General features: G+C 65.1%; 26 protein-coding genes and 1 tRNA gene. 8 read left to right on the forward strand and 19 right to left on the reverse strand.

What is annotated here, in order from left to right:
* Nucleotides 1–33: 33 nt before the first annotated feature.
* From AAHE99_RS19065 to petA, 6 genes are all read right to left on the reverse strand, one after another.
* Nucleotides 34–109 (reverse strand) — tRNA-Thr (locus AAHE99_RS19065).
* 26 nt (nt 110–135) lie between these two features.
* Nucleotides 136–624 carry a ClpXP protease specificity-enhancing factor gene (locus tag AAHE99_RS19070; protein ID WP_342118930.1) on the reverse strand — a complete coding sequence of 163 codons (489 nt, stop codon included), beginning with the start codon at nt 622–624 and terminating at the stop codon, nt 136–138.
* A gap of 52 nt (nt 625–676) precedes the next feature.
* Nucleotides 677–1,288, reverse strand: a complete 612-nt coding sequence (locus AAHE99_RS19075) for a glutathione S-transferase N-terminal domain-containing protein (RefSeq protein ID WP_130316072.1) — start codon at nt 1,286–1,288, stop codon at nt 677–679.
* Between the two features lie 113 nt (nt 1,289–1,401).
* Nucleotides 1,402–2,166: a cytochrome c1 gene (locus AAHE99_RS19080; RefSeq protein ID WP_342118931.1), complete on the reverse strand. Its 765-nt coding sequence runs from the start codon at nt 2,164–2,166 to the stop codon at nt 1,402–1,404.
* A 35-nt stretch (nt 2,167–2,201) separates the two neighbouring features.
* The gene (locus AAHE99_RS19085) at nt 2,202–3,614 is read right to left on the reverse strand and encodes a cytochrome b (protein ID WP_342118932.1); all 1,413 of its coding nucleotides are present in this window, start codon (nt 3,612–3,614) and stop codon (nt 2,202–2,204) included.
* 3 nt (nt 3,615–3,617) lie between these two features.
* Nucleotides 3,618–4,226 (reverse strand): ubiquinol-cytochrome c reductase iron-sulfur subunit, encoded by a 609-nt coding sequence (petA, locus tag AAHE99_RS19090; RefSeq protein WP_342118933.1) that lies wholly within the window; start codon nt 4,224–4,226, stop codon nt 3,618–3,620.
* 205 nt (nt 4,227–4,431) lie between these two features.
* Here petA and mscL point away from each other — a divergent pair, with 205 nt between their 5' ends.
* From mscL to AAHE99_RS19125, 7 genes are all read left to right on the forward strand, one after another.
* Complete coding sequence (mscL, locus tag AAHE99_RS19095) at nt 4,432–4,857, forward strand: large conductance mechanosensitive channel protein MscL (RefSeq protein WP_342118934.1); 426 nt, start codon at nt 4,432–4,434, stop codon at nt 4,855–4,857.
* Nucleotides 4,858–4,888: 31 nt separating this feature from the next.
* Nucleotides 4,889–6,016 carry a trypsin-like peptidase domain-containing protein gene (locus AAHE99_RS19100; protein WP_342118935.1) on the forward strand — a complete coding sequence of 376 codons (1,128 nt, stop codon included), beginning with the start codon at nt 4,889–4,891 and terminating at the stop codon, nt 6,014–6,016.
* Between the two features lies 1 nt (nt 6,017).
* A complete protein-coding gene (locus AAHE99_RS19105) occupies nt 6,018–6,710 on the forward strand; it encodes a DUF2461 domain-containing protein (protein WP_342118936.1) in 693 nt (230 codons plus the stop codon).
* A gap of 10 nt (nt 6,711–6,720) precedes the next feature.
* Nucleotides 6,721–6,993, forward strand: a complete 273-nt coding sequence (locus AAHE99_RS19110) for a hypothetical protein (RefSeq protein WP_342118937.1) — start codon at nt 6,721–6,723, stop codon at nt 6,991–6,993.
* 164 nt (nt 6,994–7,157) lie between these two features.
* Entirely contained in the window at nt 7,158–8,234 is a 1,077-nt protein-coding gene (locus AAHE99_RS19115; RefSeq protein ID WP_342118938.1) for a tartrate dehydrogenase, read from the forward strand.
* 130 nt (nt 8,235–8,364) lie between these two features.
* Nucleotides 8,365–8,562: a hypothetical protein gene (locus AAHE99_RS19120; protein ID WP_342118939.1), complete on the forward strand. Its 198-nt coding sequence runs from the start codon at nt 8,365–8,367 to the stop codon at nt 8,560–8,562.
* A gap of 37 nt (nt 8,563–8,599) precedes the next feature.
* A complete protein-coding gene (locus AAHE99_RS19125) occupies nt 8,600–9,361 on the forward strand; it encodes a GIN domain-containing protein (RefSeq protein ID WP_342118940.1) in 762 nt (253 codons plus the stop codon).
* Nucleotides 9,362–9,392: 31 nt separating this feature from the next.
* Here the strand turns inward: AAHE99_RS19125 and AAHE99_RS19130 are convergent, their stop codons facing one another.
* The 13 genes from AAHE99_RS19130 to AAHE99_RS19190 form a co-directional block, all read right to left on the reverse strand.
* The gene (locus tag AAHE99_RS19130) at nt 9,393–10,133 is read right to left on the reverse strand and encodes a LytR C-terminal domain-containing protein (protein ID WP_342118941.1); all 741 of its coding nucleotides are present in this window, start codon (nt 10,131–10,133) and stop codon (nt 9,393–9,395) included.
* Between the two features lie 8 nt (nt 10,134–10,141).
* Entirely contained in the window at nt 10,142–11,071 is a 930-nt protein-coding gene (locus tag AAHE99_RS19135) for a type II secretion system F family protein (protein WP_342118942.1), read from the reverse strand.
* Nucleotides 11,068–12,051: a type II secretion system F family protein gene (locus AAHE99_RS19140; RefSeq protein ID WP_342118943.1), complete on the reverse strand. Its 984-nt coding sequence runs from the start codon at nt 12,049–12,051 to the stop codon at nt 11,068–11,070. Before AAHE99_RS19140 ends, AAHE99_RS19135 begins: the two co-directional genes overlap by 4 nt.
* A 10-nt stretch (nt 12,052–12,061) precedes the next feature.
* Entirely contained in the window at nt 12,062–13,405 is a 1,344-nt protein-coding gene (locus tag AAHE99_RS19145) for a CpaF family protein (RefSeq protein WP_342118944.1), read from the reverse strand.
* Between the two features lie 13 nt (nt 13,406–13,418).
* The gene (locus AAHE99_RS19150; RefSeq protein WP_342118945.1) at nt 13,419–14,594 is read right to left on the reverse strand and encodes an AAA family ATPase; all 1,176 of its coding nucleotides are present in this window, start codon (nt 14,592–14,594) and stop codon (nt 13,419–13,421) included.
* 24 nt (nt 14,595–14,618) lie between these two features.
* Nucleotides 14,619–15,185, reverse strand: a complete 567-nt coding sequence (locus tag AAHE99_RS19155; protein WP_342118946.1) for a TadE/TadG family type IV pilus assembly protein — start codon at nt 15,183–15,185, stop codon at nt 14,619–14,621.
* On the reverse strand, nt 15,175–15,612 hold the full coding sequence (locus AAHE99_RS19160) for a TadE family protein (protein ID WP_342118947.1): 438 nt from the start codon (nt 15,610–15,612) through the stop codon (nt 15,175–15,177). Before AAHE99_RS19160 ends, AAHE99_RS19155 begins: the two co-directional genes overlap by 11 nt.
* On the reverse strand, nt 15,609–17,015 hold the full coding sequence (locus AAHE99_RS19165; protein WP_342118948.1) for a TadE/TadG family type IV pilus assembly protein: 1,407 nt from the start codon (nt 17,013–17,015) through the stop codon (nt 15,609–15,611). Before AAHE99_RS19165 ends, AAHE99_RS19160 begins: the two co-directional genes overlap by 4 nt.
* A complete protein-coding gene (locus AAHE99_RS19170) occupies nt 17,012–18,382 on the reverse strand; it encodes a type II and III secretion system protein family protein (RefSeq protein WP_342118949.1) in 1,371 nt (456 codons plus the stop codon). Before AAHE99_RS19170 ends, AAHE99_RS19165 begins: the two co-directional genes overlap by 4 nt.
* A gap of 9 nt (nt 18,383–18,391) precedes the next feature.
* The gene (gene cpaB / locus AAHE99_RS19175; RefSeq protein ID WP_342118950.1) at nt 18,392–19,225 is read right to left on the reverse strand and encodes a Flp pilus assembly protein CpaB; all 834 of its coding nucleotides are present in this window, start codon (nt 19,223–19,225) and stop codon (nt 18,392–18,394) included.
* The gene (locus AAHE99_RS19180; RefSeq protein WP_342118951.1) at nt 19,222–20,511 is read right to left on the reverse strand and encodes an ATP-binding protein; all 1,290 of its coding nucleotides are present in this window, start codon (nt 20,509–20,511) and stop codon (nt 19,222–19,224) included. Before AAHE99_RS19180 ends, cpaB begins: the two co-directional genes overlap by 4 nt.
* Nucleotides 20,512–20,578: 67 nt before the next feature.
* Entirely contained in the window at nt 20,579–21,019 is a 441-nt protein-coding gene (locus tag AAHE99_RS19185; protein ID WP_342118953.1) for an A24 family peptidase, read from the reverse strand.
* Between the two features lie 49 nt (nt 21,020–21,068).
* Nucleotides 21,069–21,245: a Flp family type IVb pilin gene (locus tag AAHE99_RS19190; protein ID WP_342118954.1), complete on the reverse strand. Its 177-nt coding sequence runs from the start codon at nt 21,243–21,245 to the stop codon at nt 21,069–21,071.
* Between the two features lie 297 nt (nt 21,246–21,542).
* On the opposite strand from AAHE99_RS19190, the gene AAHE99_RS19195 reads away from it, so the two are divergent.
* Entirely contained in the window at nt 21,543–22,589 is a 1,047-nt protein-coding gene (locus AAHE99_RS19195; RefSeq protein ID WP_342118956.1) for a GGDEF domain-containing protein, read from the forward strand.
* The last annotated feature ends 2 nt before the right edge of the window (nt 22,590–22,591 follow it).

Here is a 22,591-nt window from a genome sequence, read left to right on the forward strand (position 1 = left end):
GCCCAGCCGGTGAGGGCTGGGCTTTCGTGAAGCTGGTGCCGGCTGCAGGACTCGAACCCGCCACCTGATGATTACAAATCAACTGCTCTACCTGATGAGCTAAGCCGGCTGTAAAACTTTCGCCGCGATTATACGCTATTTAATGCGGGTGAGGGTTGGACGGCCGCCTTTCTTTGGCGGTTCGCCGCCATCGTCCGGGCCGTTGTCGTCCTCGCTGCGCGGTGCTGGGGCGCTTGGAACGGAGGACAGGGTCGGCACTGGGGTCGGCTGGTCTTCAACTTCAACCGGCGCTTTCGGTGCGGGCGCTTGGCCCAGCAGCGGTTCGAACGCCATGCCCTGGCCGTTTTCGTTGGCGTAGATCGCCATCACGTTATTGACCGGCACGTAGATTTCGCGCGACACGCCGCCGAAGCGCGCGTGGAAGTGGATCGCGTCGTTGTCCATCTTCAGGCCGGAAGTGGCGCCGAAGCTGATATTCAGGACAATTTCGCCTTTTTTGACGTATTCCATCGGTACCTGGGTCGCGCCATCGACTTTGACAGCCAGGTAAGGGGTATAGCCGCAATCGGTGCACCATTCGTAGATGGCGCGCAGCATATAGGGCTTGGTGGAGATTTCTGCCATGTTCACAACTATAGAGCGCGGCGCACCCACCGGGGCGCGCCGCAGGGCCGGATTAACGGCGCATTACTTTCTCGGACGGAGTCAGCGCTTCGATGTAGGCAGGACGCGAGAAGATACGCTCAGCGTACTTCATCAGCGGCGCAGCGGTCTTCGACAGCTCGATACCATAGTGGTCCAGACGCCACAGCAGCGGAGCCACGGCCACGTCCAGCATGGAGAACTCGTCGCCCAGCATGTACTTGTTCTTCAGGAACAGCGGAGCCAGGGTGGTCAGGCGGTCGCGGATTTCTGCGCGGGCCTTGTCGTGGCTCTTGTCGTTCGCCTTGTTGCGCTCGCTTTCCAGCGTGTGCACGTGCACGAACAGCTCTTTCTCGAAGTTGAACAGCATCAGGCGGGCACGGGCGCGCATCAGCGGGTCGGCCGGCATCAGTTGCGGGTGCGGGAAGCGCTCGTCGATGTACTCATTGATGATGTTCGATTCGTACAGGATCAGTTCGCGCTCGACCAGGATCGGTACCTGGCCGTATGGATTCATGGTCGAAATATCTTCCGGCTTGTTGAACAGGTCAACATCGCGCACTTCGAAGTCCATGCCTTTTTCGAACAGGACCAGGCGGCAGCGCTGGGAGAATGGGCAGGTAGTGCCCGAGTAGAGAACCATCATGTTTTGTAGTTCCTTAGAAACAAAGGGGGCGAGACCGCGAACGGTTCACCCCAGTTGAGCCGCCGGCACCCGGCCGACGGCGCAAACACGCGCCGGAGAACCGGCGCACGCCATTATTTAACTTCTTTCCAGTACGACGCGTTCAGACGCCATGCCAGCAGAGCGAAGAACGACATGAAGATCAGCACCCATACGCCCAGCTGCTTGCGCTTCTGCGCGGCTGGCTCAGCCATCCACTCCATGTAGCCTACGATATCGGCCACGGCGGTGTCGTACTCCAGCTTGGTCATGCTGCCCTTGGTCACTTGCTCGAAGCCCGCAAACTTGTGGATCTTCTTGCTGTGATCGTGCGGATCAGCCACTTCTTCAAACTTGGCCGCCTTCACGCCTTCCAGGTCCCACAGCACGTGTGGCATTGCCGCGTTAGGCAGTACCAGGTTGTTGAAACCGGTTGGACGGGTGTCGTCCTTGTAGAAGGTACGCAGGTAGGTGTACAGGTAGTCGGCACCCGAACCATCCGGACCCGCTTTGGCGCGGGCGATCACGGACAGGTCTGGCGGCACGGTACCGAACCAGGCCTTGGCATCCTTGGCTGGCATGGCGGTGGTCATCAGCTCGCCGACTTTCTCACCGGTGAACAGCAGGTTGTTCTTGATCTGCTCTTCGGTCAGGCCCAGGTCGCGCAGGCGGTTGAAACGCATGCTCGACGCATTGTGGCAATTCAGGCAGTAGTTCACGAACAGCTTGGCACCATTTTGCAGGGCAGCCATGTTGTGCGAACGGTCCGGTGCTTTGTCCAGTGGGTGGCCGCCGCCGCTGGCGAATGCCAGCGCAGGTACCAGGGCCAGGAGGGCCAGCAGTTTCTTGGAAAAGATCATTTATTAGTCCTTTGCTTAGCGTTCTGGTCGTTCAATTAGTGCGGATGGAAAGTGACGCGGTCCGGCACTTTCTTGAACGTACCCATGGTGCTCCACCATGGCATCAGCAGGAAGAAGGCGAAGTAGTACAGGGTAGCAACCTGCGACACGATGGTGCCGACTGGGCTAGGAGCCTGTACACCCAGGTAACCCAGGGCAACGAATGCCACGCCCAGGCCCAGGTATGCGTACTTGTGGCCTTGTGGACGGTAGCGGATCGACTTCACTGGCGAGTGGTCCAGCCATGGCAGGAACGCCAGGATGACCACAGAACCACCGAAGAACACCACGCCCCAGAACTTGGCGTCCAGTGCCCATGGGAACATGCCGATGATGGCCACCAGGGCGATCGCAGCGATGATCGCCTTGGTCATGAAGGCCAGCTTGGACTTCAGCCATACGAAGGAAACGTAAGCAGCGGTCGCGCCCATCAGCACCCACATGAAGTCGGCGGTCGTCGCACGCAGCACGGAGTAGAACGGGGTGAAGTACCAGGTCGGCGCAATGTGCGGCGGGGTCTTCAGCGAGTCACCAGGCAGGAAGTTGTTGTATTCCAGGAAGTAACCGCCCATTTCCGGCGCGAAGAACACCACAGCCGAGAAGATGGTCAGGAACACGGATACGCCGAACAGGTCGTGCACGGTGTAGTAAGGGTGCGAAGGAATCGAATCCACTGGGTGGCCGTCCGGGCCCAGGTTTTCTTTCACTTCGATGCCGTCCGGGTTGGACGAACCGACTTCGTGCAGTGCGATCAGGTGCGCAGCCACCAGGCCCAGCAGGACCAGAGGGATGGCGATCACGTGGAAGGCGAAGAAACGGTTCAGGGTCGCATCGGACACCACGTAGTCGCCACGAATCCACAGCGACAGGTCAGGGCCGATCAGAGGGATCGCGCCGAACAGGTTAACAATAACCTGTGCGCCCCAGTACGACATCTGGCCCCATGGCAGCAGGTAGCCGAAGAACGCTTCGGCCATCAGGCACAGGAAGATGGCGAAACCGAACAGCCAGATCAGTTCACGTGGCTTGCGGTAGGAACCGTACATCAGGCCGCGGGTCATGTGCAGGTACACGATGATGAAGAAGGCCGATGCGCCGGTCGAGTGCATATAACGCACCAGCCAGCCCCATGGGACTTCGCGCATGATGTATTCAACCGATGCGAATGCCAGGCCAGCGTCTGGCTTGTAGTGCATGGTCAGGAAGATACCGGTGACGATCTGCAGGACCAGGACCAGCATGGCCAGGGAACCGAAGATGTACCAGAAGTTGAAGTTCTTAGGAGCGTAGTACTTGCCCCACTGGTCGTTCCACAGCTTGGTCAGCGGGAAACGGTCGTCGACCCAGCCCAGCGCCTTTTGCGCTGCTGGTGCGTCCGCAGGGAATTTGGTTTCCTTGAAAGCGCCCATGGATTATGCCTCGCCTTTCTCGTCTTTACCGATGACCAGCTTGGAATCGCCCACGTACATGTGGCGCGGCACTTCCAGGTTGTCCGGTGCTGGCTTGTTCTTGAACACGCGGCCGGCCATGTCGAAGGTGGAACCGTGGCATGGGCACAGGAAGCCGCCAGCCCAGTCGTCAGGCAGCGATGGCTGCGCGCCGGTCTGGAACTTGGAGGATGGGGAGCAACCCAGGTGGGAGCAGATACCCACGGCCACCAGGATTTCCGGCTTGATGGAACGGTGCTGGTTGCGGGCGTATTCTGGCGTCAGCATGTCCGGGGTACGCTCGGACTTGGCGTCGGCGACTGCGCCTTCGGTCTTCTTCAGCGAATCCACCATTTCCGGCGTACGCTTCAGGATCCAGACTGGCTTACCGCGCCATTCGACGGTTTTCATCTCGCCTGGCTGCAGCGTGGAGATGTCCACTTCCACCGGAGCACCAGCGGCCTTCGCACGTTCGGAAGGCTGGAAAGTGCTTACCAGGGCGCCAGTTGCACCCAAACCGACCACACCACCCGCCGCACACGTGGCGACGAGGAGACCGCGACGGCTCGAATCGACCTGCTTCTCGTTACTCATACAAACCCCAATCAGTCAAAAATCTGAAATCTTTATTAGACAGTTAACAAAGCTTCTAGCAACCTTAAATTATAAAGGAGTGGGAAGACGAATTAAAGCAAAACCTTGCATTCCACCAATCCATCCCCACGTAGCGGCCTCTTGCGCGTTCCATGAAAATCCAGCAAAGTTGATACAAATCCATGAACTTTCGAGGAGATCTGTAATGGGAATGTTGCAAGAATTCAAAGAATTTGCCATGAAAGGCAATGTGATCGACCTGGCGGTCGGTGTGATCATCGGTGCCGCATTCGGCAAAATCGTCGATTCGCTGGTGGCCGATGTGATCATGCCGCCGATCGGGATGCTGCTGGGCGGCCTGGATTTCGCCAACTATTACGTCCCGCTTAATGGCCAGGCACCCACCCTGAGCCTGGTCGAAGCCAAAAAACTGGGCGCGGTATTGGCTTACGGCAACTTCTTCACCATCCTGCTGAATTTCATCATCCTGGCCTTCGTCATCTTCCAGATGGTGCGCCTGGTGTCCAAGCTGCGCCGCGATGAAGCGCCGGCTGCAGTTGCCGCCGAACCAGCCCCGCCGTCCGAAGATATCGTGCTCCTGCGCGAAATTCGCGATTCTTTGCGAAAATAGGAGTTAACCTCCTTTTTGCAGCAAAGCAGCCATGCGACGACTCTGGTTATTGTTTGCACAAACGGTGACCATCGCCCTGGCACTGTACTTTGTGTATACGGCGGTGCAGCGGGGCTCTCCCGCCGCACCAGCTGCGGCGGGCGTGGCCCGTCCCGCCCTGCTGGCCGATGCCGGCCCGCCTTCTCCCGGTTCCTACCGCGCTGCCGCCGGCCGCGCCATGCCCGCCGTGGTCAATATCCTGACCACCAAGGCGATACGCAAGAAGCATCCACTGTCGCGTGATCCATTCTTCAAGCGCTTTTTCGAGCGCGATGAGGACGAGGACCAGAACAGCCTGGGCTCGGGCGTCATCGTCAGCCCGCAGGGCTATATCCTGACCAATTACCACGTGGTGGAAGCCGCCGACGAAATCCAGGTGGTGCTGCCCGATGGCCGCAAGGCGCCGGCCAAACTGGTTGGCACCGATCCGGAAACCGACCTGGCGGTAGTGCGCATCACGCTGGAAAACCTGCCTTCGGTGACCCTGGGCCAGGTGGAGCAGGCCAAGGTGGGCGATGTGGTGCTGGCGATCGGCAATCCGTTCGGCGTGGGCCAGACGGTCACCATGGGCATCATTTCCGCCTTGGGCCGCAACAACCTGCACATCAACCATTTCGAGAATTTCATCCAGACCGATGCCGCCATCAATTTCGGCAACTCGGGCGGCGCCCTGATCGACACCCAGGGCAACCTGCTGGGCATTAACTCGGCCATCTATTCGCAGACCGGCGGCTCGGTCGGCATCGGCTTCGCCATCCCGGTCAGCACGGCGCGCAATGTACTGGAAGCCATCATCAAGGATGGCCACGTGGTGCGCGGCTGGATCGGCGTGGAATCGCAGGAAATCACGCCGGAACTGGCCACCAGTTTCGGCCTGCAGCGCGACACCGGCGCCATCATCGCTGGCGTGGTGCGCAACGGCCCGGCCGACAAGGCTGGCATGCGGCCGGGCGACATCCTGCTGTCGGTGGACGGCAAACCGGTCAAGGACACCAACGAAATGCTGAACCTGATCGCCCAGCTCACCCCGGGTGGCCAGTCGACCATGCGCATCCTGCGCAAGAGCCGCGAAAGCGACCTTCAACTCACGGTGGGCAAACGCCCCCTCGCCAAGAAATAATATGCACCTGCGCGACCTGACCCGTTACCTGACCGAACTGACCGACAATAACAACCGCCCCTGGTTTGTGATGAACAAGCCGCGCTACGACATCCTGCGCGAGGAATTCCTGGAGCTGGTGACCCAGGTGATCGCGGAGCTGGGCAAGTTCGACGCCCAGGTCAAGTTCTGCAACCCGAAGAAGGCCATGTTCCGCATCAACCGCGACGTGCGCTTCGCCCACGACAAAAGCCCGTACAAGACGCATTTCTCGGCCGCCATCGCGCCGAACGATATGCGCCGCCCCAGCATGGCGGGCGGCCCGACCTGGTACTTCCAGATCAGCCCCGAGGGCGTGCTGGGCATCGGCGCCGGCGAATATATCCCGCCGCCGCACCGCCTGAAAGCGCTGCGCAACCACATGGTCAACGACGCGGCCGGCTTCAAGAAGGCCCTGAACAACAAAGCGCTGAAGGCACGCTACGGCAGCATCACCGAGGAGCACAAGCTGCAGCGCCCGCCGAAAGGCTTCGATCCCGAACACGAGCACATCGAATTCATCAAGCTGAAGAGCTTCTTCGTCTACCAGGAAATCAAACTTCCGCTCAACAAGCCGGAAGAACTGCTGCCAATGATCGCCGGCGCCTTTAAGGATGCCTGGCCGCTGGTGCAGTGGATGCGCTCCGCGCCGGTCGAAGAAGCGGAAGCAGCGTAAAATACGGCCCATGGCAATCCTGCGCATCCTGCTGCTGTCCCTGGTCTTCCTGCTCAACCATACGGTTGCAGCGGCGAAGTCGGTGCACACTTGCTGCCTGGATGCCGACTGCCCGGTCTCCGCCTGCATCGACATGGGCTGCCTGCCCGCTGCCGTACCACCGCTGGCGGCGGCGCCCGCAGCGCCGGCGCTGGCACCGCCCGCCGGGGCCGAAGTTTCCGCACCGGCGCCTCGCCGGCATATCTCCGATCCGTTCGACAGCATCTGGCGCCCGCCAGAGTAGCGGGCCTGTACGCCAACTACCTGTCAACTTATTTGGAGAACACCATGAAGAAAATCATCGTCGCCGCCGGCTTGCTGCTGGCATCGGCCGCCGCCTTTGCCGCCAGCAGCGATTGCTGCATGAGCATCGAGTGCTGCCTGCGCATGCTTGGCTGCTGCTAAGGCATGAATACCCACCGCATCGCGGTCATCGCCGGTGACGGCATTGGCAAGGAAGTGATGCCGGAGGGCCTGCGCGTGCTGCACGCTGCTGCAGCACGCTTTGGGCTGTCCCTGGAATTCACTCCCTTCGAATGGGCCAACTGCGACTACTACGTGCAGCATGGCCAGATGATGCCGCCTGACTGGTTCGACCAGCTGAAGGGCTTTGACGCCATCTACTTCGGCGCAGTCGGCTGGCCCGATGCGGTGCCCGACCATATTTCCCTGTGGGGCTCGCTGATCAAGTTCCGCCGCGAGTTCGACCAGTACGTCAACCTGCGCCCGGTGCGCCTGATGCCGGGCGTGCCCTGCCCGCTGGCGGGCAAAAAGCCGGGCGATATCGACTTCTACGTGGTGCGCGAGAATACCGAGGGCGAATATTCCGCCGTCGGCGGCCGCCTGTTCGAAAATACAGAGCGCGAAACCGTGCTGCAGGAAGCCGTGTTCACCCGCAAAGGCGTGGATCGCATTTTGCAATTTGCATTCGAGTTGGCGCAGTCGCGTCCCAAAAAGCACCTGACTTCCGCCACCAAGTCGAACGGCATCGCCATCAGCATGCCCTACTGGGACGAGCGGGTGAAGGCCATGGCCGCGTCCTATCCGGACGTGCGCTGGGACCAGTACCACATCGACATCCTTGCCGCGCGCTTCGTGCTGAGCCCCGAGCGTTTCGATGTGGTAGTGGCGTCCAACCTGTTCGGCGACATCCTGAGCGACCTGGGGCCGGCCTGCGCCGGCACCATCGGCATCGCCCCTTCCGCCAACCTGAACCCGGAGCGCACCCTGCCCTCCCTGTTCGAGCCGGTGCACGGCTCGGCGCCTGATATCTATGGCAAGAATATTGCCAATCCGGTAGCCATGATCTGGTCCGGCGCCATGATGCTGGATTTCCTCGGCAATGGCGACGCCCGCTATACGCAGGCCCACGACGCCATCATGCATGCCATTGAAACGGTGCTGGTACAAGGGCCGCGCACGCCCGATATGGGCGGAAATACCTCCACCAGCGAGATGGGCGCAGCCATCGCCGCACTGCTTTAAACCCGTTTTCCGCATTTCAGGTCGCGTTTTCCGCATTTCGTCGCAAGGCGATAGTGCTTGACGCCGCACATCTCTATAGTTCAACCATCGAAAGACGAAATGAACTTAACCCAACCGAACGGAGAGCAAAATGAACATCGCTAAAAACATGGAATTCATCTTCCTTGGCGCAGTCGCCCTGATTGGCGTAACCGGCTTCGCAACCGCCGCCGCCCCACTGAAAACCACCGCTCCAGCCGCCATCGTGGCCAAGGCTGAAGTGCAGAACATGCCAGTAGTGACCGTCACCGCCAAGCGCCTGACCGCTGCTGAAAAAGCTGGCCTGTAATTCAAAAAAACGACCGATCCTTACACGGAGCCTCAACATGAAAAAGTTCTTCACTGCCTCGATGATCACCGCAGCACTGCTGGCAACGGGCGGCGCCGCCCGCGCGGACGAGGTCATCACCGAAGCACGCACTGTTGACGGCCGCGCTGTGAAGGTTGTGTTGGATGGCATCGTCGACCTGAAACTGAAGCAAGGCGCGCCAGCGCTGCTGGTCTCCGGCGACAAACGCTACATCCAGAAGATTACGGTGACGCAGAATGGCGACACCATCCGCATCGGCACTGAAAGCATGCGCGGCATCCACATGGGCAGCCGCAACCTGAAAGCGGAACTGTCGCTGCCGCAGCTGCGCGAACTGGTCTCCGCCGGCGTGGGCTCGGCCGAGGTGAAGGGATTCGACGGCGATGAAGTTCGCCTCTCCCTGGAAGGCGCCGGCTCGGTGAACATGGCTTCGCGCTTCAAGAAGGTCGATGCGCGCCTGACCGGTGTGGGCAGCATGTCCGTCAGCGATACCCAGGCCGAAACGGTCGACCTGAACCTGAAAGGCGCCGGCCAGATTTCGATCTCGGGCCAGAGCAAGAACCTGTACGCCAAGCTGGGCGGCATCGGCAGCCTGGATGCGAAACAGCTGCAAAGCGAGAACGTGGACGCCGACATGACCGGCCTTGGCAGCGCCACCTTCAACGCGAAAACTTCCGCCAACCTGCGCCTGAGCGGCATGGGTTCGGCCACGGTCTACGGCAAGCCAACCAACCGCCAGTCGACGGCGCGCGGCCTGGGCAGCGTGTCCTGGAATTGATCAACCGGTTTCCCACCAACTCGTGATTCGTTCACGGTGCTTGCCGCCTGCCCATAGCAGGCGGCTTTTTTATTTGGTCCTTGCCTAACACGATGCGCAGTTCGGGGTCGCGTCCGCCGCGCACTTCCACCCGCGTTTCCTCCACATTGAAGGGGAGCGTGTTCGTCAGCCGCACCACCTGCATCCCCTCCGCTTGCAAACGCTGCGCCACCGCAGCCGCCATGCCGCGCACACCGTTGCCGTTGCTGACCTCCAGCCGCTGCACGCCCGGCGCCTGCCGCCCGGGCACGCGTGCTACTTCAACCAGCCCCGCGCCGACCTGGCGCACTTCGACCCGCGCCATGTCCGCCGGCCACAGGTCGTCCGCTGCCGCCATGCCCCTCGCTGCCGTCGCCGCAGCCTCGCGCAGCACGCGCGCCTGCCGCATGGCCTCCAGCGCACGCCCGCTTTCCCCCAGCGCCTCCAGCAGCGCCGCCAGCCGCTCCCAGGCCATCGCATTGCCAGGCTCCAGCAAACAGGCGCGCTCCAATACCGCCAGGGCCGGCACGAGGCGCCCCTCGAGGTAATACGCGTAGCCCAGATTGCCCAGCAACTCCGCCGACGGCCGCCGCCCCGCTTCAGCCTCGAGCAAGGCAGTGGCCTCGGCATAACGCCCCTGCCCCGCCAGCGCCTGGGCCGACAGCGGCAACGGCGGCAATGGCGCGGACGGCGCCACCGGCCAGCTGCATGCCGCCAGCGCCCCCGCGCAAGCCGCCATGATCGCGAAACGCATACGCCCCCCTAACGCCCGGCATGCACCGCAGGCTTGAGTAAAGTCTTGAGCTGGATCGACGCAGGACCGAGCAGCACGATCATCAGCGCCGGAAAGATGCAGAAGATCAGCGGAAACAGCAGCTTGAGCGCCACCTTGGCCGCCGCTTCCTGCGCCACCACCGCGCGCTTGCGCCGCAGGTTATCGGCATGCACCCGCAGCGAATCGCCCATGCTGGTACCGAAACGCTCCGCCTGCACCAGCATGGCCACCAGCGCATCCACGTCCTCCACCCCGCTGCGCAAGGCGAAGTTGCGCAGCGCGCGTTCCTTGGAAAAACCGCTGCGCATTTCCATCAGCACCAGCTGCAGCTCCTGCGCCAGGGGCAGGCTTTTGATATGGATTTCGCCCGCCACCTTGGTCAGCGCACGCTCCATGCTCAGGCCAGCCTCGACACAGATGGTCAGCAGGTCCAGCGCATCCGGCAGGCACTCGAAGATATCGCGCTGGCGCCGCTGCGCACGGCGCGCCAGGATCCCGTTCGGCAGGTAGTAGCCGATGCCCGCCCCCGCGCACAGGATTAGCGCCAGATGGCTGTTGCGCCCCGCCAGCAGCAGCGCCATCACCGCCGGCAGCCCAAGCGCAAGCAGCGTCTTGGCGGCGAAGTACAGCCGCGGCGCCGCATGGTGGCGCCAGCCGGCGTTCATGAAACGCGTCCGCAGCGCCGAACGCTCCCAGCCGTCCTCCGGCAGCGACAAGCGGCTGAACGGCTCCGCCACCCGCGCCACCTTCTCGATCCATTCACCCTGCCCGGAAGCCTGCGCCGCATCCGCCGCCCCGGTGAACGACTTCAGGCGCTCGCGCAAGGCGCCGCTGGACAGGGCCAGCATGGCCCACCACGCCAGGCCCGACACCACCAGGAACACCAGCAGCAGCACCAGGATCTCGCCGCCGCTCATGCCCGCACCCGCACAATGCCGCGCATCCACAGCGCACCCAGCACGATAGCGCCAACCGCATACCACAGCAGGCGCTGGCCCGCCGGCTCGTGCCACAGCACAGCGACATAGCGGGGATTGGTCAACTGCATCGCCGCCAGCATCCCGGCCGGCATCAGCGCCAGGATCCAGGCCGACATGCGCCCTTCCGCCGACATGACCCGCACCTGCGCCAGCAATTGCAGCCGCGCGCGCGTCATGCGCGCCACGTTATCCAGCAATTCGGCCAGGTTGCCGCCCGATTCGCGCTGGATCAGCACTGCGATCACCAGGTAGCGCAGATCGGTCAGCGGCACCCGTCCGGCCAGGTTGTGCAGCGCGTCCTGCATGGTGACGCCAAAGTTGACCTCCTCGTAAGTGGCGCGGAACTCCCCGCCCAGCGGATCGGCCATCTCGTCGCCCGCCATCTGCATCACATTGGCGAAGGAATGGCCGGCGCGCAGCGCACGCGCCAGGAAATCCGCCATCTCCGGCAGTTGCGCCTCGATGCGCCGGATGCGCGCCGCCCGCGCGCGCAGCAGCATGGCCAGCGGGATGCAGCAGCACAGCAGGCCCGCCCCGGCGGCAGGCAGCGGCGGCAGCCGCAACATGGCCGGCAGCAGCCCGCCCGCCAGCAACGCCGCACCCTGCACCAGCAGGAAGCGCGCCACCTGCCAGCGCCAGCCGGCCTGCAGCAGCAGGCGCTCCAGCGCAGCGATATGCGGCAGGCGCCGCAGCAGCCGGTCCAGCACCGGCGACGATGCATAGCGGCGCTCTTTCAGGATGCTGATGCTGCCCCTTGCAACGTCGGTGCGGCCAGCCATCAGGCGCAAGCGGCGGCCGATGCGGCGCGCGCTGCTGCCGTGGTTGCTGCTCCACCACAGCCAGGCCCCTTCGCACAGGCAGATCACAGCGGCGAACAGCAGCACGGAAAAGCCGCTCCAGGCGAAATCCAGCTCCATGGCGTCCCCTTTACTCGTAGACCCGGCCAGGGTCGAACAGGCTATCCGCCACCGGCACGCCGAACATGCGCAGGCGTTCGGCAAAACGCGGCCGCACGCCGGTGGCGTAGTAATGGCCCAGCACCTTGCCCTGCGGGTCGACGCCGGTCTGCTCGAAATGGAAAATCTCGTGCATGGCGACGGTATCGCCTTCCATGCCGGTCACCTCCTGCAGGCTGACCAGCTTGCGCGCGCCGTCGGTCAGGCGCGACAGCTGCATCACCACCGTGATGGCGGAGCAGATCTGCTGGCGCGCGGTGCGCGGCGTGAGGTTGGCGCCGGCCATGCCGATCATGCTTTCCAGGCGGCCCAGCGCATCGCGCGGCGAATTGGCGTGGATGGTGGCGAACGAGCCTTCATGGCCGGTGTTCATGGCCTGCAGCATGTCGATCGCCTCCGCCCCGCGTACCTCGCCCAGGATGATGCGGTCGGGCCGCATACGCAGCGCATTGCGCACCAGGGCGCGCTGCGTCACCTCGCCCTTGCCCTCCACATTCGGCGGGCGCGTTTCCAGCCTGACCACGTGCGGCTGGCGCAGCTGCAGTTCGGCCGCATCTTCGATGGTCACGATGCGCTCGGTGGCCGGGATAAAGCCCGACAGCACGTTGAGCAGCGTGGTCTTGCCGCTGCCGGTGCCGCCGGAAATAAGGATGTTCAGGCGCGCCTGGCCCAGCGCCTTCAGCACCTCCGCCATCGGCGGCGTCAGGCTCTTGAACTCCAGCAGCCGGTCGATCGACAGCGGTTGCGTGGCGAAGCGGCGGATCGACAGGATCGGCCCGTCCACCGCCAGCGGCGGGATGATGGCATTGACCCGCGAGCCATCCGGCAGGCGCGCATCGACCATCGGGCTCGATTCGTCCACGCGGCGGCCTACGCGCGAGACGATCTTCTCGATGATCTTCATCAGGTGCGAGTTGTCGTGGAAGGTGATGCCGGTCAGTTCCAGCCGGCCGGTGCGCTCCACGTAGACCTGGGCGTGGGTGTTGACCAGGATGTCCGACACGCCGGGATCGGCCAGCAGCGGCTCCAGCGGGCCAAAGCCCAGCATCTCGTTCTGGATATCCAGCACCAGCTTGTGGCGCTCGCCCTGGTTCAGCGCGATGCGTTCGTCGTCCACGATGCGCGCCACCAGCAGCGCCAGTTCATGCTTGAACTGTTCGGGGGTCAGCCGCTTCAGGCGCTCCAGGTCGATGCGCTCCAGGATCATCTGGTGCATGGATTTTTTCAGCTCCTGGTAGAGGCCGTCGGCCAGCGCCGGCGCGCTGGCGGTGCTGCGTTCCTCGCCGGCCAGGGCCAGGCTTTCTCGCAAACTCATGGCAAGCTCCTTATCAATGCTCGGTTTCCGCGCGCCCGAACAGGCGGTCGAACAGGCCTTTGCTTTCGGGCAGGCGGCGCTCGGTCACCGCCTCCACCAGTTCCGCCAGGCTGCGCGCCACCGGGCTGTTGCGCGCCAGTTGCAGCAAGGGGACGCCCTGGTTCACCGAATCGGTGGCGGCCAGGTAATCGTTCGGCACCGTGTGCAGCACATCCGCCCCCAGCGCCTGCTCCAGGTCGGCCAGGCGCAGCTTGCCGCCCTTCTCGTAGCGGTTGACGATCAGGCGCGTGCGCTCGGCGGGATAGCCCAGCGAGCGGAAGATGTCGAGCAGGCGGCGGCCGTCGCGGATATCGGGCAGGGCCAGCTGCAGCACCGGGTAGATGGTGTCGGCCTGGTCCAGCGCGCGCAGCGACAGCGCGTCGATCTGGCGCCCCACGTCCAGCAGCACGTAGTCGTAGTGCTGGCGCGCCACGCGCAGGATGGCGTCGATATGGTCAGGCTTCATCTGCGTCGCCAGCGCCGGGTCGTCAGCCGCCGCCAGCACGCCGTAGCCCGGCGCCACGTGCACCAGGCAGGACTCCAGGAAGGCCGCGTCGAGGCGCCCGATCTGGCTGCAGATGTCGGACAGCGTCATGGCCGGCTTCTGGTCCGACACATACAGCGTGGCGTCGCCGAACTGGCCATGCAGGTCGAGCAGCAGCACCTTGCGCCCGGCCAGCGCCGCCAGCGCATAACCGAAATTGGTGGCGAGGAAGGTGGCGCCGCTGCCGCCCTTGCAGGACATGAAGGCCAGCGCCTTACCCTCGCGCATGGCCGTCACGCCGCGTTCGATCTCGATGCGGTCCAGCGCCTCGTGCAGCGCGCGGTGTATCAGCGGCAAATGCAGCACCTCGCGCATGCCGACGCGCATGGCGCGGATCAGCAATTCATGCTGCGGCTCCCGTGTCAGCAGGATGAAGGACGCATCCGGGTAATGCCGCGCCAGCGGTTCCAGCAGCGCGGCCTGGCCCGGCTCCACTTCGCTGGCATCGAACAGCACCAGCTCCGGGGCTTGCGGCAGCAGGCGCTCCACCGCATCGCGCAAGTCGCGCCGGGTGGCCGCCAGTTGCAGCGACGGCAGGCGCGCCGATCCCTGCGCCGCCACTTCTGCCTGCAGCTGGTCGTCATTGCTGATCAACAGTGCCTTCATGGGAGATCCTTTCATTGCAGCGGTTCAGGGGCACGGCGCCTGGCCCGGCGTATAGCCCAGCGATTCAGCCGGGGCCAGCGAGGTGGCGGTGGGCACGGTGGTCGGCAACGGGGTCCAGGGCGCCAGCGGCTCGATGCTCAGCGGCGTGCAGCCAGCACCGCTGCCGCACAGGCGCACGCGCACGAAGCGGATGCAGGTGGGGCCTTGCGGGTCGCGCGCGCAATTGAGGCGGTTCGCCATCGGGCAGGCTGGCATCTGCGGCAGTGGCAACACGTCCAGCACGCCGCTCGCATTCATCCACATATAGTCGATGCGGATGTTGGCGGCGCCGATGTTCGGCGCCAGCGGCAGCGCGGCGGCGCCGCCGGCCAGCAGGGCGTCCTGCCGCAACTGCTGCATGGCCGCGCTGTCGCTGAAATCGGTGACGGTGGCGCTGCGGGCGGCGCGGCGGCTTACCTCCTGCACGGCGCTCGACAGGAACATCAGGCGCCCGAACTCGACCAGTGCCAGCAAAAAGGTCACCGCCAGCAGCAGCACCATGCCGGCTTCGACCAGGGCCGCGCCGCGCTGGCGCCTCAATTTAGTTATCACGGCCCGCCCCCGCCGTCGTGGTGAGCTCCGTCCTTTCGCCGATGCCGAACCAGCCGTCGGAATAGTTCACGGTGGCGGTCACGATGATCGATTCCAGCGGATTGCTCTGGCTTAGCGTATTGCAGTCGGTATTGCCGCAAACGTAGCCCACCGTCAGGTCCGACGCCTGGATGCCGGATGCCGCCAGCCCCTGTTCCAGCACCGAACGCGTGTTGGCCAGCAAGGCGGCGCGGCGCGTGCTGTCGCGCAGGTCTTCCACCGGCACCGTCGCCATATAGCGCGCCGCATCGGTGGTGGCGCGGTCCAGCGCCATGCCCACCATCATCATCCGGCCGATCGACAGGAAGCCGAGCATGATGGCGGTGAAGGCCAGCAGCACCAGGGCGAACTCAAGCGCGGCGACGCCCTTGCAATAACGGCGCCTCATCGCAGCAGCTCCACGTCGCTGCTCAGCTTCGCCACATCGGACGCGCTGAGGATGCCGGCAAACTCGCCCGGCACCGCCGTGGCGGAGGCGTGCGCCGTCAGCAGGAAGCGCGCCACCGCCAGCACCTGGCCGTCGACGTAAGCGCCGGCCGGGATCGGGCAGGCAAGCAGCGGCACGTGCAGCAAGCGGCGCCCTTTGCGTCCGGCCACGCCGCCGGCCGGCGCTGTCATGTAAGCGTTCGTGCCATACGGCCCGGTGGACGGCCAGCCGGGTGCCGCCAGCGCCGGCGTCGCCGGGTACAGGATGTTCCACTTGCCGGCAGCGATGGCGCCAGCCGACGGGCTGCTTTTGGCCGGACCGTATGCCCACAGCGTGCCGTACTGCGCCGCCGCCACGGCCGGCAATGGCGGCGGGGCGTCGGCGATGGTCAGCAGCGGTTTGCCGGCGGCCGGTGTGCTGGAGGCGGCGCTGGCTTGTGGCGGCGCGCTGTTCATCCAGCTGGCATTGGCGCCGAAGTAGTCGCGCACATTGGTGTCGGGCGGCGCCGAGTAGTTGTCGCAGGCGAAGGTGCTGCTGTTGTCGCCAAAACGCGAATTGAGCTGTTGCCACAGGCCGAAGGCGCCGCCCCGGCGCAAGTGCAGCCATTCGCCGACCATCGCGGTGTATGCCAGTTTGCCGGTGCACATGAACGGCGCCACGTTGGCGTCGTCCGTGCTGGCCGGCAGCGGCGTGCTGCCAGGCGGGCTGGCCGGATCGACCAGGAAGTATTCGCCGGTGCTGGCGCCTGCCGCCGGATTCAGCGCCAGCAGGTTGTAGTTCACGCCGTGGCGGAAGCCGTAATACACCAACTCGTCCACCCCGCCGCCGTTGGAGCGCACGGCCACCGGCACACTGCTGGCCGCGCAGATCGCCAGCGGCAGCACGCGCAAGGCGTTTGGCCCGGCCGTGGCACTGGCGTCCAGCGTGGTGGGCCCGCTGGCGTTCAGGAAACTGCCGAACAGCACCGGCATGCTGGTGTAGTCGGCGCCCAGCGCTGCCGCGTCGACCCGCACATAGCGCAGCCCGGACGGCTGCGCCAGCGCGCTGGCGTAGCTGACCCAGGGCCCCTCCGGCGCGGCGGCAAAGGAGTATGCCGCATCGGGCAGCGCCACCACCTGCGTGCCGCGCACCTGGCGCATGGCCACCGCTACCCCCGCCAGCGTGCGCGCGGCAGTGATGCCGCCCACGGCATCGTTCAGCTGCTGGGCTGCGGTCACCGCCGCCACATCGACCACCTGCTGCAACTGCGCGCGGCGCTGGAATGCCAGCGACAAGTCCAGTGTCATCCCCATGAGGGCAACAATCACCGGCAGCACGATGCCGTACATGGCCGACACCGAACCACGCTGGCGGCGCGCCTTCATTTTCGCGCTCCGGCATCCGGCGCCGCGTCGCTGAAGGACTTGCGGTAGCGCGCCTGGGCCGCCGCCGCCGCCGAGCCATCCAGCCCGGCGCCGTCGCCCTCCGGCTTGACCAGGCGGGCGGTAATCACGAATAGCAGTTCGCTGCGGTCGTTCTGGAAGTCGGTGCTGCGGAACAGTGCGCCCAGCACCGGCACCTCGCTGAGGAAGGGCACGCCCTTGAGATTATTGACCTGCGTATGCCGGATCAGGCCTCCGATCGCAAAGCTCTGGCCATCCTGCAGCTGCACCGTGGTGCTGGCGCGGCGCGTGGTGATCAGGGGGAAAATGGCGCGCGAGCCGATGCTGCCGCTGGTGACGCCGATGCCGTCACGCGACAGCTCCGACACCTCCGGCGCCACCTTCAGGTTGATGCGGCCGCCCGCCAGCACGGTGGGCGTGAATTTCAGCCCCACGCCGAATTCCTTTTCCTCCAGCGTGATGCGGTTGTTGTCCTGCCCCACCGGCACCATCACCTTGCCGCCAGCCAGGAAGCTGCCCTCTTGTCCGCTCATCGCCATCAGCGTCGGTTCGGCCAGGATGCGCACCTGGCCGTCCTGCCGCTCGGCGTCGATGGTCAGGCTGGTGCCGTTCGACCTGGCCAGCTGCAGCCCCGCGCCCAGCATGCCGCTCAGGAAATCGGCCAGCACCATCGCGCTCCAGCTGCCGCCGGCGCGGCGCAGCGACAGGCCGGCTTCCAGCTTGTCGAGCAGGGTCTTGGACACCTCGGCCACCTTCACTTCCAGCTTGACCTGCTGCGGCGCGCTGACCGACAGCAGGTTGACCAGGCGCGGGCCCTGCGCCTGCGCCGCCGGCGCGCCCTCGCGCTTGACCAGCGGCTGCGGCGCCTGGCGCAGGAAGGCCTGCGCCAGGTCCAGCACCTGGGCCAGCGTGGCGCCGTCGCTCACGCTGCCGCTCAAGGCGATGGCGTCGGCCGCGGCGCTGACCTTGATATCGCGCTCCTGCGGCATCAGCTCGGCCAGGCTGGCGCGCAGCGGCGACACGTCCAGCGCCACCGCCACTTCCACCACGCTGCACGCGCCGCCCTTGCCCTGCACGATCAGGTTGGTGCTGCCGATGTCGGCCCCCACCAGGTAGAGCGTATCTGGCGCCACCAGCGTAGCCTGCAGCACGTGCGGGTTGCCGATGCTGCGGCCACTCACCGCATCCGGCAGGCGCATCAGGGTGGACTTGCCCAGGTCGAGCTGCAGTTTGCCCGGCGCGGCGGGCGCGCCGCTGCAGCGCAGGTTCTCGCTAAGGGCCGGCGCGGGCAGCGCGCAGGCGGCGACGGTGCTGGCCAGCGCCAGCAGGCGGGTGGGGGCAGGTCGCATGGCGCCTCCTCACAGGCATTCCTTGCTGCTGCGGTTGCCGTCGATGACGCCGATGCAGTAGCGCTCCGGCGCGCGCTCCGGCCGCGCCGGTGCCGCCGCCAGGCGTGGCGTCGCAGCCGGAGCGGGCTGCAGTTGCGGTGCGCCTGCCGCAGCTCCCAGCACCGTGAAGCGCGTGGCGCCGGCGGTGGCAGCGGGCCGAGGGTCGACCTGGTTGCGCAGCACCAGCGACAGCGTGCCGACGCCGCGCGCCAGGTCCAGGCGTTCGGCCTGCTCCGGCGTCACTTCCAGCGTGACGGCGTTCACCACGCGCGGCTTGGTATCGTCGCGCGCCACCTCCTGCGCCACCGCCAGCACCAGGATGCGCTCCAGCACGATCTTGGAAACGGCGGCATCGCTGGCGCCGGCGCCCTGGGCATGTACCAGGATGTCGACAAAATTGCCCGGCAGTGCGAAGCCGGCCACGCCCACCACGTCGTTGACGCGCACCGTGATGGCGCGCTTGCCTTCCGTGATCAAGGCCGACAAGCCGCCCAGGGTGCCGGCCGGCGCCAGCTTGGCCGCCGTCACCGGCTCGCCGCGCTGCACGCTGGACTTCAGCACGCGCCCGGCCAGTCCGGCCAGCTCGCGCTGGGCGCCGTCCGGCACGCTGTGGCCGGGCCAGTCGGCCAGCGCCACCATCTCCGGCGCCAGGCGCTGGCCCAGGCCCACGTCGGCCGCCGCCACCACGATGCGCACGGTGGACGGCGCCGACTGGCGCAGCAGCCAGCGCGACGCCAGCAGCACCGCCGCCAGCCCCAATAGCCCGGCCAGGGCCAGCATCAGCAAGGCGCGCCGGCCTTTCATGCCACACCATCGGCGAAGATGCTGGTCCAGGCCTGGTCCAGCGTGGCCGGGTTCAGGCAAGGGGCGGTGCCGGCAAAGCCCGCGAATTCAGCCACCCGCCCCACGATTTCGCGCGGCAGGCTGGCCAGCAGGGGCTGGCCGCTGCCCTGGTGCAGCTCGCCCACCAGGTAAGCCAGCGCCGTTTCATCGGCCTCGATGCCGCGCGCCCGGCATTGCTGGCGCAGCAGGCTGCGGTAAGCCGCTTCCGGCAAAGGCCCCAGCGCAACCTTGTAGCCGATGCGGCGCAACGCCGCGCCATCGAGCAGGCTTTGCGGCGCCAGGTTGGTCACGAAAGCCAGCGCCGCCTGGCATGGCACGCTGAAGGTCTGCCCGCCCGGCAGCGAGAGCTGGTCGCTGCCGGCATCGAGCAACGTCGTCAGGCGGTTCAGCAAGGCGGCCGCCGGCATACGCTGGCGCCCCAGGTCGTCGATGATCAGCAGGCCATGGCAGGCCTTCAGCTGCGGCGGCGCCACATAGCAGCCACCAGCAGCGTCGTAGCGCAATTCCAGCAGCGCCGCTTCGAGTTCAGCACCCAGCTGCACCACCGGCCGCTGGCACAGCAGCCAGCGCGCATCGCCGCCGCGCGCGATCGAAGGACGGCCCGGCAAAGGCGGCGGCGCGATATGCACCGCCGCGTCGTACAGCTGGATGACGGCGCTGCCCACGGCCACCGCATACGGCACCGCCACCACGCCTTGCAGCAGGCGCCCCAGCTTGCGCGCCAGCGTGCTCTTGCCGCTGCCGGACGGGCCGTACACGCACAGCGAGCGGCCGGCATGCATGGCCGCCCCCACCAGCTCATGGATGCGCGGCGGCAGGCAGTCGTCGGCAAACACCGCCGCCACGTCAGCCGCCAGCACCGGCGGCAGCTGCACTGCCTGGCGCTGCAGCTGCGCGCGCCAGGCTTCGAGCGGCACCGGCGCCGGGCCTACATATGGCGCGCGCTCCAGCCACTCCGCTGCGCGCTGGCGGCCAATGCCGGTCAGCTGGTACTGCACGTCGATGTCGGAATCGCCGCGCCAGCCCACTTCCACCAGCTGTTCGCGCTGCAGGCCGTCCAGCACCTCGCGCAGCACATTGATCGACAGCTTCAGGCGCCCGGTCAGGACCGACAAATGGCACTTGCCCGCGCCCAGCATGGCCTTCGCCACCAGCTCGGCCAGCAAGGCCGGTTCCAGGCCGGTGTCGCGCACTGTGCGCGGTGGCACCGGCAGCAGCGGTTGCTCATCGTCTGCAAAGTCGATCATGGTGTCCTCCCGTTTGAAAACGATGATAGGCATGGGTTTCCGGATGGATATTGAGGTGGAGCAAAGGTTAGCCATGCGCCAGCGCAATTGTGGCAATCGTGCCCACCGCGATGGCCACCGCATACGGCATGCCCTCCGCCACCGTGCCACGGCAGCGCGCCGCGACCAGCCAGCACAGCGCCAGCACGCCGCCGGCCAGGGCGCTCAGCACGCCCAGCTGCAGCGCCTGCGCCGGCCCGACGAAGCTGCCGGCCATCGCCATCAGCTTGACGTCGCCGGCGGCCATGCCGCCCAGCGCATACATGGGCAGGAACAGCAGCAAGCCGACTGTTCCGCCTGCCAGGGCCTGCCCCAGCAAGGCAGCGCCGCCGCCCAGGCGCCAGTGCAATGCCAGCGCCAGCAGCAAGCCCGCCAGCACCAGCACATTGGGTACCCGGCGCCAGGCCAGGTCGGATGCTGCGGCCTGGCATACCAGGCACAGCAGGATGATCTCGAGTCCGTTCAACATGGCGTGAATGGCTGGCCGCCCGGCCGCCGCCGGGTAGCCAGCCGGCCTCTTAGGTGCCGTTCAGCGTGTCGCGCACTTCATTGAACACCCCCTCAAGCGCGGTCTTCACGCCGTCCATCGTGGTCGCGACAGCCAGCGCAATCACCGCTGCGATCAAGCCATATTCAATGGCCGTCACGCCCCTCTCATCCCTGATGAAACGCCTCACTGCGGATAGTGCTTTCATGATGATCTCCTTCGCTAGGAAAACTCTGATGCCTGTGCAGCGCACCATTGGCTTTACTATAGGAGCCATTCCTACGGGCAAGTTGATTTTGCGCAAGCTTTCCGCACAGAACTTTTCTTCGCATTTGGATGTTCTATGTCAAACTGTCGATATCGGAAGTGTGTTGCAATGAGGTCGCGTTTTTGCGTGAATCTGCGCAAGACAATTGCCTGGAATGCAAAAAAGATTTATGCTGGTCAGCTATCCTTTAGAAAGCCCCTTGCTTTACCACTGAGCGCCTAGTTAACGGACACTCACATGGATTCCCTTCTGAAACATATGGTGGACATGACCGGCCACCGCGATCACACGATGCTCGACATCTCGGTGATCTCGGCGGTAGCGGAACTGGCATCCGCCACGCAGGCACGCGTGCTGAGCATCGTCAATGTACGAGGCCAGCTGTACGTGCGTCCGCGCGCCGTGATCGAACGCGGCCAGCCTGCGCGTATGGAAGAGAATAACGACCCGTCCCAGCCTGGCGAACCGGTCAGCACTTTCCCGGCGCTGGCGCGCTGCCTGGCGCACCATGAATCGAATGCCGACTTCATGTCGCCGCAAGGTGAGCACACACTCTGGCTGCCGATCTGGATGGGCGACAAGGCCGATACCTGCCTGGAAATCGTCAACCCGACCCCGTACACCAGCGACACCATCCACATCATTGGCGGCATCGTCAGCGTGTACCGCAATTTCCAGAACTTGCTGGACTACAGCGAGCGCGACTCGCTGACCGGCCTGCTCAACCGCAAGACTTTCGACGACCAGCTGGCCAAGATGCTGCAAGCTTCGGCCGAGCATGACATCCTGGCGGTGCCGCCGGATGGCCGCGAACGCCGTACCCCGCAGGAAACCGAAAAACAATGGCTGGCGGTGGTCGATGTCGACCATTTCAAGGCAGTTAACGACAAATTCGGCCACTTGTACGGCGATGAGGTGCTGATCCTGATCGCCAACCTGCTGCAATCGTCGTTCCGCGCGCAAGACCGCGTGTTCCGCTTCGGTGGCGAGGAATTTGTGGTGCTGCTGCGTTCTTCCACGCTGGAGAATGCGCGCAAGATCATCGAACGCTTCCGCACGAATGTGGAGCAGCATGAATTCCCACAAGTGGGCAGGGTGACGGTAAGTGTCGGCTTCGTCAGCATCAGCGCCTATGAAGCGCCGGTGATCATCCTCGGCCGCGCCGACCAGGCCCTGTACTACGCCAAGAGCCATGGCCGCAATATGGCCTGCCACTACGACGAACTGGTCAGCGGCGGCCTGCTGGCGACCGTCGAATCCAACGATACTGCTGAATTCTTCTGATC

The sequence above is a fragment of the Pseudoduganella sp. OTU4001 genome, from assembly GCF_038440195.1.
Lineage (GTDB): Bacteria > Pseudomonadota > Gammaproteobacteria > Burkholderiales > Burkholderiaceae_D > Rugamonas.